This window comes from Spirosoma harenae (genome assembly GCF_054776975.1).
The window spans coordinates 378,046-393,175 of the sequence record NZ_BAAHBD010000008.1; the positions used below are offsets into that span (position 1 = coordinate 378,046).

16 protein-coding genes are annotated in these 15,130 nt (G+C 45.9%); 9 read left to right on the forward strand and 7 right to left on the reverse strand.

The features are described 5' to 3' along the window. Positions 1-10 precede the first annotated feature (10 nt). The gene (locus ACYVE4_RS09920; protein WP_461039487.1) at positions 11-1,594 is read left to right on the forward strand and encodes a Na+/H+ antiporter; all 1,584 of its coding nucleotides are present in this window, start codon (positions 11-13) and stop codon (positions 1,592-1,594) included. A 332-nt stretch (positions 1,595-1,926) separates the two neighbouring features. Continuing rightward, a complete protein-coding gene (locus ACYVE4_RS09925; protein WP_461039489.1) occupies positions 1,927-2,343 on the forward strand; it encodes a DoxX family protein in 417 nt (138 codons plus the stop codon). Between the two features lie 173 nt (positions 2,344-2,516). Here the strand turns inward: ACYVE4_RS09925 and ACYVE4_RS09930 are convergent, their stop codons facing one another. From ACYVE4_RS09930 to ACYVE4_RS09940, 3 genes are all read right to left on the reverse strand, one after another. Beyond that, complete coding sequence (locus ACYVE4_RS09930; RefSeq protein ID WP_461039491.1) at positions 2,517-2,801, reverse strand: hypothetical protein; 285 nt, start codon at positions 2,799-2,801, stop codon at positions 2,517-2,519. Positions 2,802-2,844: 43 nt separating this feature from the next. Further along, positions 2,845-3,297, reverse strand: a complete 453-nt coding sequence (locus ACYVE4_RS09935; RefSeq protein WP_461039493.1) for a GNAT family N-acetyltransferase — start codon at positions 3,295-3,297, stop codon at positions 2,845-2,847. 92 nt (positions 3,298-3,389) lie between these two features. Continuing rightward, entirely contained in the window at positions 3,390-4,415 is a 1,026-nt protein-coding gene (locus ACYVE4_RS09940) for an RluA family pseudouridine synthase (protein ID WP_461039495.1), read from the reverse strand. Between the two features lie 37 nt (positions 4,416-4,452). Between ACYVE4_RS09940 and ACYVE4_RS09945 the strand changes: the two genes are divergently transcribed. The 5 genes from ACYVE4_RS09945 (at position 4,453) to ACYVE4_RS09965 (ending at position 9,009) form a co-directional block, all read left to right on the forward strand. Beyond that, entirely contained in the window at positions 4,453-5,397 is a 945-nt protein-coding gene (locus ACYVE4_RS09945; RefSeq protein WP_461039497.1) for a 1-aminocyclopropane-1-carboxylate deaminase/D-cysteine desulfhydrase, read from the forward strand. 20 nt (positions 5,398-5,417) lie between these two features. Next, positions 5,418-6,695, forward strand: a complete 1,278-nt coding sequence (locus ACYVE4_RS09950) for an acyl-CoA dehydrogenase family protein (protein ID WP_461039499.1) — start codon at positions 5,418-5,420, stop codon at positions 6,693-6,695. 43 nt (positions 6,696-6,738) lie between these two features. Then, complete coding sequence (locus tag ACYVE4_RS09955) at positions 6,739-7,368, forward strand: response regulator transcription factor (RefSeq protein WP_461039501.1); 630 nt, start codon at positions 6,739-6,741, stop codon at positions 7,366-7,368. Between the two features lie 299 nt (positions 7,369-7,667). Next, complete coding sequence (locus ACYVE4_RS09960; RefSeq protein WP_461039502.1) at positions 7,668-7,862, forward strand: hypothetical protein; 195 nt, start codon at positions 7,668-7,670, stop codon at positions 7,860-7,862. Positions 7,863-7,935: 73 nt separating this feature from the next. Then, positions 7,936-9,009, forward strand: coding sequence for a phosphotransferase family protein (locus ACYVE4_RS09965; RefSeq protein WP_461039504.1), 1,074 nt, complete (start codon positions 7,936-7,938; stop codon positions 9,007-9,009). 13 nt (positions 9,010-9,022) lie between these two features. Here the strand turns inward: ACYVE4_RS09965 and ACYVE4_RS09970 are convergent, their stop codons facing one another. Further along, positions 9,023-9,523 (reverse strand): DUF4385 domain-containing protein, encoded by a 501-nt coding sequence (locus ACYVE4_RS09970; protein ID WP_461039506.1) that lies wholly within the window; start codon positions 9,521-9,523, stop codon positions 9,023-9,025. A 176-nt stretch (positions 9,524-9,699) separates the two neighbouring features. On the opposite strand from ACYVE4_RS09970, the gene ACYVE4_RS09975 reads away from it, so the two are divergent. Continuing rightward, positions 9,700-10,710 (forward strand): bile acid:sodium symporter family protein, encoded by a 1,011-nt coding sequence (locus ACYVE4_RS09975; RefSeq protein WP_461039507.1) that lies wholly within the window; start codon positions 9,700-9,702, stop codon positions 10,708-10,710. On the opposite strand, the gene ACYVE4_RS09980 is transcribed toward ACYVE4_RS09975, so the two are convergent. The 3 genes from ACYVE4_RS09980 to ACYVE4_RS09990 all read right to left on the reverse strand — a co-directional run bounded on the left by ACYVE4_RS09980 (position 10,686) and on the right by ACYVE4_RS09990 (position 14,412). Beyond that, entirely contained in the window at positions 10,686-11,501 is an 816-nt protein-coding gene (locus tag ACYVE4_RS09980) for a sterol desaturase family protein (protein ID WP_461039509.1), read from the reverse strand. The two genes, ACYVE4_RS09975 and ACYVE4_RS09980, sit on opposite strands and share 25 nt — an antisense overlap. A gap of 145 nt (positions 11,502-11,646) precedes the next feature. Next, a complete protein-coding gene (locus ACYVE4_RS09985) occupies positions 11,647-13,983 on the reverse strand; it encodes a mechanosensitive ion channel family protein (RefSeq protein ID WP_461039511.1) in 2,337 nt (778 codons plus the stop codon). 165 nt (positions 13,984-14,148) lie between these two features. Next, a complete protein-coding gene (locus tag ACYVE4_RS09990; protein ID WP_461039513.1) occupies positions 14,149-14,412 on the reverse strand; it encodes a DMT family transporter in 264 nt (87 codons plus the stop codon). 311 nt (positions 14,413-14,723) lie between these two features. Here ACYVE4_RS09990 and ACYVE4_RS09995 point away from each other — a divergent pair, with 311 nt between their 5' ends. Further along, positions 14,724-15,116, forward strand: a complete 393-nt coding sequence (locus ACYVE4_RS09995; protein WP_461039514.1) for a hypothetical protein — start codon at positions 14,724-14,726, stop codon at positions 15,114-15,116. Positions 15,117-15,130: the final 14 nt, after the last annotated feature.

Genomic DNA, 15,130 nt, shown 5'->3' on the forward strand with positions numbered 1-15,130 from the left:
TTTTGACTTAATGCACACTCTTTTGCCTTTTCTGCTCGCCATGATAGCAGCCATCGTGTTGCTGAACATGTGGGCTACTCAGCTAAAAATTGCGTATCCAATTCTATTAGTAGTAGCCGGGCTACTTGTCAGTTTCATGCCAGGGCTACCCCGAGTACGCATCAACCCTGACCTCATCTTTTTCATATTCTTACCTCCGCTCCTCTTTGAAGCTTCCTGGACGATCTCCTTCAAAGAGATGAAAAAATGGTGGCGAATTATTGGCAGTTTTGCGTTTCTTGTCGTGTTTTTCACCGCCTTGTCAGTAGCGATAGCGGCTAACCATTTTATTCCAGGATTTACGATTGCCTTAGGATTTTTATTGGGCGGAATCGTATCCCCACCGGATGCCGTCAGTACTGGAGCACTTACCAAATTTGTAAAAATCCCCAAATCCACGTCCGCTATTCTGGAAGGAGAAAGCTTACTCAATGACGCTTCTTCACTGATTATTTTCCGGTTTGCTTTGGTAGCCGTTGGTACGGGTCAGATCATCTGGCAACAAGCAGCTCTGAGTTTTTTATGGATGGTAATCGGTGGTGCAGGTATCGGCTTGCTATTGGCCTGGGTTTTTGTTCAGGGCCATAAACGGCTTCCTCTCGATGCCCAATCCCATATCGCCCTGACGCTGATTGAGCCTTATTTTATGTATTGGGTAGCCGAGGAACTTGGGTGTTCGGGCGTACTGGCGATTGTAAGTGGTGGTCTGTTTATGTCGAGCAAACGCCTGATTTTCCTCGACAGTGCCAGCCGCATTCAAAGCTTCAGTGTCTGGGAAAGTTTTGTATTCATCCTCAATGGCATCGTCTTTCTGATCATTGGTCTGGAACTTCCCGAAATTGTCGATGGCCTGCGCTCGGAAGGTATTCCGTTACGTACTGCTATTAGCTATGGCATATTGGTTACAGGTGTATTGATTGGCGCCCGGATGATAAGTTCCTATACCGCCTTATTAGCTACAATCCTCTTTCGACCCAGTGTTATTCCACGTGCTCGTACCAGAAAAAGACGTTGGCTAATACCCACCCTGTTAGGCTGGACGGGCATGCGGGGTGTCGTATCGCTGGCAGCAGCTTTAGCAATCCCAATCACGTTAGAAAATGGCACGCCTTTCCCACAAAGGAATCTCATCCTGTTTATCACGTTTGTAGCGATACTACTTACCCTTGTTGTTCAGGGACTTACGCTTCCTTTTATCATAAGCCGAACCAACGTGTTTGAAGACTTAGTCGATGAGGAATCAGACGGACTGATGCGACAACAAATGAAACAGGGCCTCAAGCAGCATGTTTTTCAGTTTATGAAAGCTAAATATGAGTCTGATCTGGATGGGCACATCGGGCTGGAGAAATTCCTGAAGCAGTGGGAAGAGCGATCAAAAGCGACCGACGATAGCTGGATGAACGTAAAGACCAAAGCAATTTTTGTGGAACTACTTGAAAGTCAGCGACAGTATCTCACCGAACTCAACAAAGACCCTAAGATTGACGAAGAGATTATCCGTCAACAACTGTATCAAATTGATCTGGAAGAAGAACGGTTGAAAATCATTTGATACCGACCCAAAATCCTGTTTAATAATTAATTCGGCCAGCGTTTTCTAATCAGTCCACAGATTTAATGATGGGCTGATTTTTTATTTATATCCTCCGAATTACAACCCTATTTTTTTCACTGTTTTTACTTTTCTCTCAATTGTTTCGATCAATACTTACGGATAAAAAGAGATGCTAAAATAGGCCATGAATAATGGCGGAAATCACCCGTTTATCGCCGTTTTCGCCCCCTATTTCTACCCTCGAAATGCCGTAAATTTGAGCTATAATCAAACAAACAACAACTACGGCCATGACACAAATTCGTTCGTTAAACACAGCTCCTAAAACCATGAAAAAAACGAAAATCACGTATTGGGTATTAACTGGTTTGTTCGCATTTGTTATGGCTGGCTCGGCCATTCCTAATATCATGGTTAACGAAATATCCGTACAGGGGTTTCGTGAAATGGGATATCCGACGTATATCATTCCGTTTCTGGGTTGGGCCAAATTACTCGGGGTGGTGGCCATTCTGGTTCCGGGCTTTCCGCGCCTTAAAGAATGGGCGTATGCCGGTCTTATCTTCGACCTGTTGGGTGCTACGTATTCCGTCGCGAATAGTGGCAAGTCTTTCGGGGAGTGGTCGCCAATTTTTATTTTTGTGGCGCTGGGTTTTGGTTCGTATTTTTTCTATCACAAGAAACTCAAAGCAACCACTTCCGATCCATTGGAAACAATTCAAAACAAAGTTCAGTTAGCTGCTTAACCTTTGATACAAAAAACACTGACTCCAATAAAGCCAGTGTTTCCAAATTAACCCATAAATATACTTATTACACAAAGGCACGTAGCAATCTGTATGCCAGTGTGTTAATCAAAAAACGTCGACCCACTCAGGATCGACGTTTTTTATGCGTAACAAGTATCGATTGAGTTAATTTAGTCGCCTTTTAACAACAAGTTGACAAAATATCCTTCCTCATCCTGACCATAAGCAACAGAATCAACGGTATAGTCTAATGCGTATACGGTATGCCATTGTTTTTCGGTAAAGGCCGAAAATGGACGTTTAAATGGATCCATCATCCCCTCTATATAAACTCGTTCTTTCTCACGAGGGACAAACGGCATTGGATCAACCCAAAAATCAGGCAAATCTTCAAAGGCAGAACCAGGTTGAATAGCATCCGAAAAGACACTAATTTTTGTCCGTATGAGACTCATAATCAAGGAAAATTGAGCATCATATAATTCAAACTAATACGCCTTAAAAATCAAGATGACAGTTTGTCCAGCCGTCGTCAAATCGAGTACCAAACTGTTTATAGAAGCCTATGGCGGGTTCGTTCCAATCCAGCACCTGCCACATCATACCCGTGCAATTGGTTTCACGCGCCATTTCGATGGTCGCATCCAGTAATAATTTTCCAACGCCATACCCCCGGAACGCTTCGGTTACGATGATATCTTCCAGATACAGGCGTTTTCCTTTCCAGGTCGAATAGCGGAAGAAATACAGTGCCATACCCACAATCTTCTTATTGTCAGAGTCTTCGGCCATTATCATACCGAAGAGGGGATTCGGCCCAAAGCCATCTAAGGCCATTTGTTCAACTGTATTGGTAACCTGATCGGCAGCTCGTTCATAAACGGCTAATTCCATAACCAGCTCGAATGCTTCGGGTATATCTTCGAGCGTGCCGGGGCGAATGCTAATCATATTTTGTTCGGTAGGACTAAGTTTTTTAGGTGACTATAAGTTTGTAGCAGTAGTTGAATAAGGGTGCAAGATACAGAATAAACCTACTTTCCTTACGCTATAACAAACTTCTCCCATTTGTCCAATGCCGCCTGAAAATCGTCGGGTAATTCGGAGTCAAACTGGAGCCATTGGCGGGTCCGGGGGTGCGTAAAGCCAAGTGATTTTGCATGCAAAGCCTGTCTGGGCAATAGCTTAAAGGCATTATCAACAAAGGCTTTGTAGCTTCCGACTGGGTTGCCTCGTAAGATTCGGTCACCTCCGTACATGGCATCATTGAACAGGGGGTGACCAATGTGTTTCATATGCGCCCGAATCTGATGCGTGCGACCCGTTTCCAGATTACATTGCACGAGTGCTACATAACGCAAATCTTTCAGGGTTTTATAATGCGTAACGGCCCACTTGCCTTTTGTTTCGTCGTCGTAAATCGCCTGTACTTTCCGGTCGCGGACCGAGCGACCAATGTAGCCGGTTATCGTACCATCGGCAGGATTCGGAATTCCCCAAACGAGCGCGTTGTACGTCCGCTCAATTGTATGCTCGAAAAATTGGCGTGCCAGGTGCGTCATGGAAAATTCCGTTTTGGCAATCACCATCAACCCCGATGTGTCTTTATCGATTCGATGCACCAATCCCGGACGGATTTCGCCATTGCGCGAGGTAGGTAAGTTCTGAAAATGATACACCAGTGCATTCACCAGCGTGCCGTCCCAATTTCCGTGCGCCGGATGAACAACCATTCCCGCTTCTTTATTCAGCACCAATAGTTCATCGTCTTCGTAGACAATATTGATCGGAATGTTTTCCGGCTTGATTTCGGTATCGCGGGGCGGGTGCGACAGCGAAATCGTGATCACATCGGAAGGCTTAATTTTATAACTGGCCTTGGTGGGCTTATCGTTTACCCGAACGGATTCTGCATCAATAGCCGCCTGAATTTTGGTTCGGGTTGCGTTTTGCAGTCGATCCATCAGGAAGCGATCTATGCGCAGCAAACTCTGCCCTTTGTCGACCACAATGCGGTGGTGTTCGTACAATTCTTCCTCTTCCGAAAATTCGTCAACCGCTTCGGTCATAATGGGATGATCTCAAATAGTTTGGCAAATTTACGGGATGAACCACGATTTCGCCGAACACTGGCAAACGTTTCCAGCCAATTCACCCGTACAATGGCTCGATGATCCCTTTCCGGAGCCGGTAAATATCCGGCTGGCTATCAAACGCGATGATCTGCTTCATACTACCGTATCGGGGAATAAATGGCGAAAACTCAAATACAATTTGCTGGCTGCTCTCGAACAGGGTTTTGATACGCTACTAACGTTTGGTGGTGCCTATTCAAATCATTTATACGCCGTTGCAGCTGCCGGACGGGAGTTTGGCTTTAGCACAATTGGCATCGTTCGAGGTGAAGAATTGGCTCAACTTCCTCTGAATCCGACGCTAACGTTTTGCCAGTCGTGTGGCATGACGTTGCACTTTATCAGCCGAACCGATTATCAGCATAAAGAAGAGTCAGCCTTTTTGGATCAATTGACGCAGCAATTTGGGCGCTGTTATGTGATTCCCGAGGGTGGAACCAACGAACTAGCCATTCGAGGAACGGCAGAAATTCTCCCTGAACTAATCACCCAGTTGAGCGATGCACCCGACTATGTTTGTTGCCCAGTAGGAACGGGTGGTACTGTATTAGGTTTGGTGCAATCGGTGCCGGTTGGCACAGAGGTATTGGGATTTGTTGTACTGAAAAGCGGTTCGGGTTTCAAGGTTCAGGCTTCAGGTTATGAGTCAATTGCAAACGAAATAAACAACCTGAAACTAATCTCTGATTACCACTTTGGTGGTTATGCGAAAACGACGCCCGAATTACTACGTTTTATCCAGAAATTCGAACAAAAAACGGGTGTTTTGCTGGATCAGGTGTATACGGGCAAAATGATGTACGGCATTTACGACCTCGCCCGAAACGGCTATTTCAAAGACGGCTCATCGGTTGTCGCCGTTCATACGGGTGGTTTGCAAGGGCGCACTCCAGATTTGAATGCTGCGAATCCGTAAAAAACGGCTAATTTTCTCCCATGGAAACGATTTTCACTACGGAGCGCGTCCGACCTTTGCTAGCCCGGGTTCGCGAGTTTGTCGAGACCGAACTAATTCCGCTTGAAGCTGGCTTTTCGCATCATAATCTAAGTGCCATAATTCCTGTTCTCGATCAGAAACGCGAACAAGTAAAAGCCGCTGGTTTATGGGGATTGGCGCTACCTAAAGAATCGGGCCCTGACGACGGACCGGGTCACGGACTGACCCTCTGCGAGTTTGGTCAAATCAGCGAAGTATTGGCGTATGCGCCTTTTTTCGGGCATTATGTATTTGGCTGTCAGGCGCCTGATATTGGCAATACGGAACTCCTTCACAAATTCGCGTCGCCAGAATTAAAAGAACGTTATCTAAAGCCGCTCATGGCGGGTGAAATTCGCTCTTGCTTCTCGATGACTGAACCTGATTTTGCGGGTTCAAACCCAACGCGAATGGCGACAACAGCCGTACGAGATGGCGATGAGTACATTATTAATGGTCGAAAATGGTTTACCTCATCGGCCGATGGAGCTGCGTTTGCCGTTGTCATGGTCGTAACAAATCCGGATGCGGCTCCGCACCAGCGCGCCAGTATGATCATTGTGCCCACAGATACACCGGGCTTCAACATCGAACGCAATATACCGGTATTTGGCGAAGCGGGAGAAGGTTGGTTTAGTCACGCCGAAGTGACCTATACCGATTGTCGGGTGCCCATTTCAAACGTGATTGCAGGCGAAGGAATGGGCTTTCGCCTGGCGCAGGAGCGACTGGGTCCGGGACGCGTTCACCACTGTATGCGCTGGGTTGGTAACGCCGAAAAAGCCCTCGATCTCATGTGCAAACGAGCAGCTACGCGTGAAATTGAGGACAATGTCATGTTAGGCGAAAAGCAATTCATTCAGGACTTTATCGCCGAAAGTCGGGCCGAGATTGATGCTTGTCGACTATACGTGCTCAATACCGCGCACATGATCGACACCATTGGTGTGAGCAATGTTCGCGAAGCCGTATCGGCCATCAAATTCTACGTTGCCAACGCCTTTCTCCGCATATTGGACCGAGCCATCCAGGTACATGGTGCCTTGGGTGTAACCGACGATACGGTGCTAGCAGCCATGTACCGACATGAGCGGGGTGCCCGCATCTGGGATGGAGCAGATGAGGTGCACAAACAAAATCTGGCCATCAGCATTCTCAAAAAATACGGTCTGGACATTCGGCAAAAAGCGAAAGAATTACAGCAGTTTCGTAAACTAATGGCGGCTGAACAGAAATAACCGATTATATTAGGTTTACTTAGTGTTAAAAAACAGTAAGCGTATGCCCTTACGGCTGATTATAGCGGACGATCATCCATTGCTGGTTGATGGGGTTCGGTTGGTGCTGGAAGAGATGGATGATGTAGAGGTATTGGAGCCGGTTACGAATGGTCGACAGCTGTTAGATCGTTTGCAAAAACAGCCCGTCAATTTGGTCTTGCTGGACTTGAATATGCCCCACATGGACGGAATTACGACGCTGACTGCTCTAAAGGAAAAGTTTCCACTCCTAAAAGTCATCATCTTCACCAGCTACGATCAGCCAAAACTAATCAAAGAGATGAAAGCGCTGGGGGCCAACGGATATCTGCTCAAAACCAGTAGTTCCGTCACGCTAAAGAATGCAATATCAGCGGTTTCGGCAGGTGAAACCTGGTTCCCAGAAGAAGCCCAGACGCCTAGCAGCTCCGAATCATTCACGGACGATTTCACGGTAAAATACCAGATTACAAAACGGGAAGTCGAAATCATCCGGCTAATTGTACGGGGCTACTCCACCCGCCAGATCAGCGAACGACTGTTTATCAGCGAATTTACCGTCAACGCCCACCGCCGGAATATTGCCAGCAAATTGGGTATCGATACGCCAATCGGCCTACTCAACTTTGCCAAAGAGCAGGGACTTGTTTAAGCATCAATCAGTTGGCGTAAACCTATAGAAAGTAGTTAGCGATAACTATTTCGTAGAGGTGTATAACACGGGAAATTTGGGGCAATTCCACGTTTCAAATTGTTTACGCCTATGAAAAAACCGTTGTTTTTTCGCATTCCATTTCTGTTTTTGACTTGTTCTTTGATGCAGTCCTGCATTAGCGTTTTCATGACAGAAGGTTCTGTCGATTTGGTTAAAAATAAATTTATTTAGTAGGTGATAAAGGGTTCAACGGGCCGGGCTTCCCAAAAGGCCAGGAACCGTACAAGTCGCCACCGATGAAGCCTGGTCAAGGCCTCATTGGCTATCAATTTCCCAATAGCCTACGGGTTCGACTAGCGTACGATTTAGGGCTACTTAATATTCAGCCAAGTCCGTTTGGACCAGATGGTGCTAAAGCTTATAATCGATCATTGAGTCTGAATGTAGGCTATCCACTCACTAAAATCGTAGACAAGTTCAAAAAGAAGTAAGAGGAATGTATGAAGTATGATATTGGTTCCAGGTACTTTACGCCTATATCCTACATACTACATCAACTATCCTATGCTTGCTCCTGATAGGCCACGGTCGGTTCGTGAAGGTGAAGAACTGAATCTGGTTCGGCTGAACGAATACCTCCGCCATTACGCTCCAAAGATGGGACAAGTGCTGGAGGTCAGACAATTTCCGGGCGGTTTTTCGAATTTGACCTACTGGCTAAATACAGCAACGGGAGAGTACGTCCTTCGCCGACCACCATTTGGAGCGAATATCAAAGGGGGCCATGACATGGGTCGGGAGTTTCGTGTGCTGTCGTTGTTAAAAGGGCATTACGATAAAATTCCAGAACCTATTGTTTACTGCGAATCTCCTGACGTACTGGGCGCACCGTTTTACATTATGAAACGGGTAACGGGAATTGTTCTACGGGCAACTATGGCCCCTACTCTGCAAATTGCTCCAGAACGGATGCGCCAGCTTTCAGAAGTCCTGGTCGATAATCTGGTAGCTATACATGGTTTAGACATTCATACAACCGGACTAATTCAACTGGGGAAACCGGAAGGATATGTACGGCGACAAGTGGAAGGTTGGAGTGGTCGTTATCAGAACGCGGAAACCGATACAGTTCCTGCGATGGACTATGTCGGTGAGTGGCTCCAGCAGCACTATCCACCTGAACAGACACCGACTTTTCTGCACAATGACTACAAATACGACAACTTGCTACTCGCTTCTACTGACGAAACAGGTGAACCAACCCCCGAAATCAAGGGCGTTCTGGATTGGGAAATGGCGACGGTTGGCGATCCGCTCATGGATTTGGGCGCTACGTTAGCCTACTGGTCAGAAGCGGGTGATAGTCCGGCTTATAAAAACTTCAACCTAACCTGGCTGCCCGGCAATCTGACACGCCAGGAAGTAGTGGATCGATACGCCAACCATAGCGGTCGCGACCTGACCAATATTCTATTCTATTACGTATTTGGGCTGTATAAAAACGCCGTCATCGCCCAGCAGATTTACGCCCGCTGGAAGCAGGGCCACAGCCAGGACGCCCGATTTGGCCATCTACTCCCCATGATTATCGAACTAGCTACAAATGCAGCTAAAGCCATAGAGAGTGAACGTATTTAATTTTTATAATCTCCTACCCATATTTCTGTTTAAACGCATCGCGTTGTTGTAGGTATTCCGCATCTTCCATGACCGTTAAATATTTTTTCTGAAAGATTTCCGCACTCTCTTTCTTCGTTTGGTCATGTTCTTCGGGCGCTACGTCTCTTCCATGTGCGCCACTTTGGCCTTTTTTATCATCAGGAACGGGACCAATGTATTTCTGTCCTGATTTATGATGGTAGTATCGTAAACTTCGCGTCATGCCCATTTGCAGGAATTTGCGGGCCATATCCATACCTACAAAATCACCTTTTTCTTTATAATCCAGAAAAAGCTGGTAGATTTTCTCCGAGGATTCACGGGCTATGTCGGGCGTTTTAAATTTCCAGTATGGCAAAATTTCTCCCTTATAGGGCTGTACTAACAGAACACCCTGCTCGCCTTTTCCAACTCGGTATAATTCAGGATGTTCACGCAGATTCAGCTGTCGATAATCGAGGTCGTAGTTAAAGGCACGGTTGTTTGCCGACATTGGTTTCACTTGATTTGTTGCTGATACCTATAACAATTTGTACGCCTTAATGGCTACAGACATGACGCGAAAAGTCTGTCGACCAGGTTCGCACTTATCCTTACCTTTGATCAACATTCTCTCACGAAATTATCTTTCTGATGGCGAGATTTGTTAATATGCATACGTTGTGAAGTATGGCTCAAAAAAGTGTAAGTGATCTCCTCGCCCGGATTGGGCTCGATTGGTTTATAATTGCCTTATTGGCTATGATTGGGTTGGCCAAAATCTGGCCCACACCCGGTATTCAGGAAGGATTTTTCTCGCTATCCTCACTGGCAACCTACGGCGTTTCACTGATTTTTTTCTTCTATGGCCTGCGCCTAAACTTCGATCAATTAAAGGCTGGCCTTCTCAATTATAAGCTCCACCTGCTCATTCACCTGACTACGTTTGTCCTTTTCCCGATTATCACGCTGACTGGCCGATCGTTCCTGGCAACGCCCGAAACCAGCTTACTCTGGCTGGGTATTTTTTATGTAGGGGTGCTGCCCTCTACGGTCTCGTCATCAGTAGTGATGGTGTCTATAGCAGGGGGGAATTTACCAGCGGCCATTTTTAACGCCAGTATTTCCAGCCTGATCGGTGTATTTATCACGCCCCTCTGGATGAGTTTCGTACTGACCGACGTCAACGGAGGGTATGACCTGACAGGCGTAATTGGCAAACTTACCATTCAGGTGATTATTCCGGTTGTATTGGGTCTTCTTTTGAATAAACGATTAGGGCAGTTTGCGAACCGGCACAAAACCTACCTGCGGTACAGCGATCAGACGACAATTTTGCTGATTGTGTACACTTCCTTCTGCGAATCGTTTTCGCTCAATCTGTTTGCAAATTATTCGGTAAGCGATCTGGTCGAGTTATCAGCCCTTATGTTAGGCTTATTTGCCCTCGTTTTCGGACTGATCTATCTACTCAGCCACCTCCTGCATTTTAGCCAGCCAGATCGGGTGACGGCGTTGTTCTGCGGTTCAAAAAAATCATTGATACAAGGCAGTGTCATGGTAAAAGTCTTGTTTCCGGCCACTATGGCTGGCGTGGTTATCCTGCCGATTATGATCTATCACGCGCTCCAGCTAATCGTAGCTAGCATTATCGCCCAGGCAATGGCCCGAAAAAATCAGGATCGGTCTATTGACTTATAGCGCTCCTTTTCAACAGACTCTTTTTTACTTTTCTGGCTAAAAACCCGGTGAAAATCTGGACTTTCAGTGTTCATCCATTTATCCCAAAATGTGAAATAGAGGCCATAATTATAGCGAAATTGGCTATGGTGTAAACTATGATGAGTGGCCCCGATCAACCATCGACCTAACCAGTGACGATCAAAGGCTCCTGGGTAGATTTCAACATTCAAGTGATTGATTGCTCCGGATAAGGTCATTATGATTAAAATGAGCCCAACAGCTGTGCTATGCAGCGGCAGCACAAAGGTTAACGCAGGAATCAGAATGGCTTGCAGGGTACTCTCTAACGGATGAAACGAAAATGCCGTCCAGGGCGAGGTGGTCAAACTATCATGATGGGTTTTGTGTACTAACGGATAAATGCCCGGCCTGTGCATCCAGCGGTGGAGCCAATAGTAATAGGTTTCGTGTATGAACAGGACTAACGCAATACTAATTGGATACCACACCAGACCATACAGGTGAATGTCTGTATAAATTTTGGTGTATCCTTTCTGATAAGCAACCATTACCCCCAGGGCAATCGCCGTAAAAATAAGGGAGGTCCACACTGACCAACCTATCTCCCTCCACTCCTGCCCCGACTTTCTGGGACGAAGCTGAACCGTTCGGTTAGCTAATGAATCCGTATTTAACTTATTGAATAGCCACCAGAAGACGAGCGAAAACAGGACGTAGCGCCCGAAAATAGCGATAAAAAATAATAGCGCTGTCAATCCTAAAGTAGCCCAGGACGTAATCTGAATCATAATGTGTCTATCAAGTCAAAGCTGTAACCTGGTATCTCAGTGAATGTTGAAATGAGTTAGCTACTGTCCTACATCAACGAAAAAACTGCCAGATAATGCAAACTAAGCTAGCACTGTGCTCTTTCTATAGGTAACTCAACCGAGTTTATATCAGGTGAATATCAGCCTGTTTAAAGGCTGTTAATAGATGCTCCAGAAGCTGACTTTTCAGGGCTGTTTCATTGTAGATACTGTTTATCCAAAATTGCACCTTCAGTTCGATCGAATCTGGGCCAATTGCCGTAATAAACAGCTCAGGTACCCTATTTTTCAACGCGCCATCGAGCTGGCTCACCTCATCTTTCAGTAGATCGCGAACTACCTGCAGGTCGGTAGTCCCAGCTACTTTTACCGTTAGATCCGTTTTCAGATACGTTTCGTTAGAGGTCCAGTTAACGATCCGGTTCGCAATAAAATCGCCGTTTGGGATGATAACTTCTGAGCCCTGAGCCGTTAGCATCTTACTCGACCGGATACCAATCTCACGAATCCGACCTTTTTTATCGGCCAACTCCACGTAATCCCCAATCTCGAACGGTTTTTCGAAAATCAGAATGATGCCCGATACGAAATTGCTGACAATATTCTGCATGCCTAAACCAATGCCCACGCTGAGTGCACCCAGAACGACCGTAAACTTATCAATCGAAATTCCCGAAGCCGCAAATGCCAGCAACACCCCAGCAATAATTATAGCCAGCCGTACTAACGCTAATATGGAACTGACCGGCCCTACCCTATCCTCTACCGTTGGCAGTTGACTTTCACCAAAGAGCAGGCCTATATTTTTTTGTAATTGAGTAGACAGGTAAATGATAGCCGAAAAGGCAAATACATTACTTAGCGTAAAGGTAATACTGCCGAATCCGCGCGGTTTGGTCAGGAGTTTATAAGCCAAACTAAACAGACTATCGGCCAGGCCCAGATTGATAAAAAACACGAGTAACCATAGGACGATAGCTACAAAGGTCAGCCCTTTTTTAAAAGATCGTTGTGTGCGGTTTACATTCACGCGAGAAAAGAATCCCTGCACGTACGTACTAGTCGTAATCTGCAAGGCTAAGGCTTCCAGAACTATATCGATAAGAATCCCTAACCCAATTATTTGAACCAGTCCAATAACAGCCGTCACACTAACTGTTTTCGCTAAACTAATTCGACCAAAAATGTTCAATAAAATGGCTAGCCCGTGGAAAAACAGATACAATTTCATGACCGCCCGAACCATTCGATTGAGTCGTTGATGGCGTGGAAGTCGCTTGGAAAAGGTAAAACCGATGTATAAAAAGCATGCATTCAGGGCAATAAGCCCAAGTCGCATAAACAGCGAATCGCGGGCTACAGTATTTAGAGCAATCAGCAGAATATAGCAAAACCCGGCTGCCAGCCACATCCAGACATCGCGTTGGGAAAACCGCTTCCAAAGGTGAATGGAGAGCACTACGTATAAGAGAAACTGGGAAATCTCTACGTAAATAGAAGGTGACTGGGGCTCAAAAAGGGGCGTTAGGTTAAGCAAAACAATCAGTGAGGCAACGATAGGAATCGGCTTTATATTAACCAACCCAAGCTCGTCGACCTTTTGTCGCAATGTGGGTCTACGAGCGGCTTTGAAGTTCGTAAACACCCAAAGGAAAAATAGCCCAGCTAGCAGAAACAACAGAAACAGATTGTCCCAGGAAGAGGCAAAAAAGTAATTAAGGATTCGGTCCTGTCCCAGGAAACTTGCACTGAGTATTGCTGACAGATTACGAACTGCCAGGGTTGTGGGCGCTTCCCACAAATAAGGCGACTCTTTCTGAAACGCATTTTCCGTAGATTTCTGCAACCGCTCAGCAATGCTTGTTTGCATAGTACTGATATTGAGCGACGTACCTGACACATCGGCCAGTAATCGACTGACCGTATCCAACCGGGCCGTGGTCTGGCTGCCTGCATCCTGCAACTGTAGTTTAAGGCTGGCTAATTGATCGGCATATAATTTTTTCTCGGTCGTATCATTGCCAGTCACCATCAATAAGGAATCCGAACTCAACGCAAGGACCTGGTCGAGTAGATTCTGTATATCGTTGTTTGATTTAGAGAGCGTCGTTCGCCAGGCCGTCAGTTTTGCCTGTGCATCGCTCAAGATCAGGCTGTAGTTCGAGAGATTTTTGGCCTCAATGGTATTCTTACTGTTTTTTAAATCGGCCGAAACGGGGGCAATCGTCGTTTTTACATCAGCTAATCCAACGCGTATGCGGGCAATGCCATACCCTTTTTTGTTAGCCGCTTTAATCTCTGTGATAACCGACTGAGCTTTTTGTATTTTAAATAATAATGTATCTGGAATGCTTTGACGGCCAGATTTTAGCCTGATTGTATCCTGCGCTACAGTAGAAAATGTAGCTGTTATTACTAATAAAATCGGCAGTAGTGCATAAAAAAAAGGCTTACCAAACATGTACTCAACGTTTACATACGAATCCGAAAGTCTCTCTTATGAGACACCATAAACGCGGTTTCGGTTTTGAAATAGTAGTGAATTGTGTCTTCCCCGCCCTTTCCCGAAGAAGGAGTATTTCGCTTTAACGTTGTTTTTCAACGCCTAATCCAGTTGATGGCCGTTTTACTGTTTAGAAGAGAATTTCATTAAAAGTAGGCCCGCTATGATTAACCCGGCAGCCAGCAAGCGAGTACTACTAACCTGTTCACTTAAAAAGATAATGCCAAGAATGAACGTGCCTATGGCTCCGATTCCTGTCCAGATCGTATAGGCAGTACCCAGCGGTAACGTCCGCATGGCTAACGCCAGTAGTCCAAAACTGGCAATCATAGCCATAATAGTGATCAACGAGGGCGTAAGACGTGTAAAACCATTGGACTGTTTCATTGAATAGGCCCATACGACTTCTAACAGTCCAGCGAAAACTAAATAAACCCAAGACATAGTGTACGATTTCTAAAAAGCCGGGTCGTCCCGAATTTATTTACCACTACGGCGAGGTCGTCCTCTGGGTTTTTATGGGAATACAAAAAGACTCTGCAAAGGTAATCATTTATTTTTTGGCCATTCGGAAGTACCTAACAGGGGTTCGGAAGCAGAAAAAAGGCATTCAGCCAGAATGCACAAAAGGTCGATTAAACGCAGCTACCTACTTCCCCTCTAAGAATCAGTAACGCACAAATAAACAGCTACTGATCATGAAAAAGACAATCGCAACCGCCCTGACTTTCTTTGCCTTCGCAACTACTGTAACATTTGCCCAAGGCGTATATTCTAAACCTTTTGATAACCGTCCTCCTCAATATGGTGGCTCTCGTTATGACCGCGACCAGTTTCAGGATGAGCTTAAAATCGACAGGATCGACGCCATCGTTGGCCTATCTCGACGTCAGGAAAAACAGCTTCACAAAATCGAGGACAATTACGATCGTATCATGCAAACCTCTCGTATGACGCCTACTGGTCTTCGTCAGCTTCAGGTACGCAAACGTCAGGATATGCTGGCCGTTCTAACTTCTGCTCAACGTGACCGCCTGTTTGCAGCCCAACAACCGAATCGGTATAATGCCCCTTACAATCGCCGTGGCTAATCAGACGAAGTAAA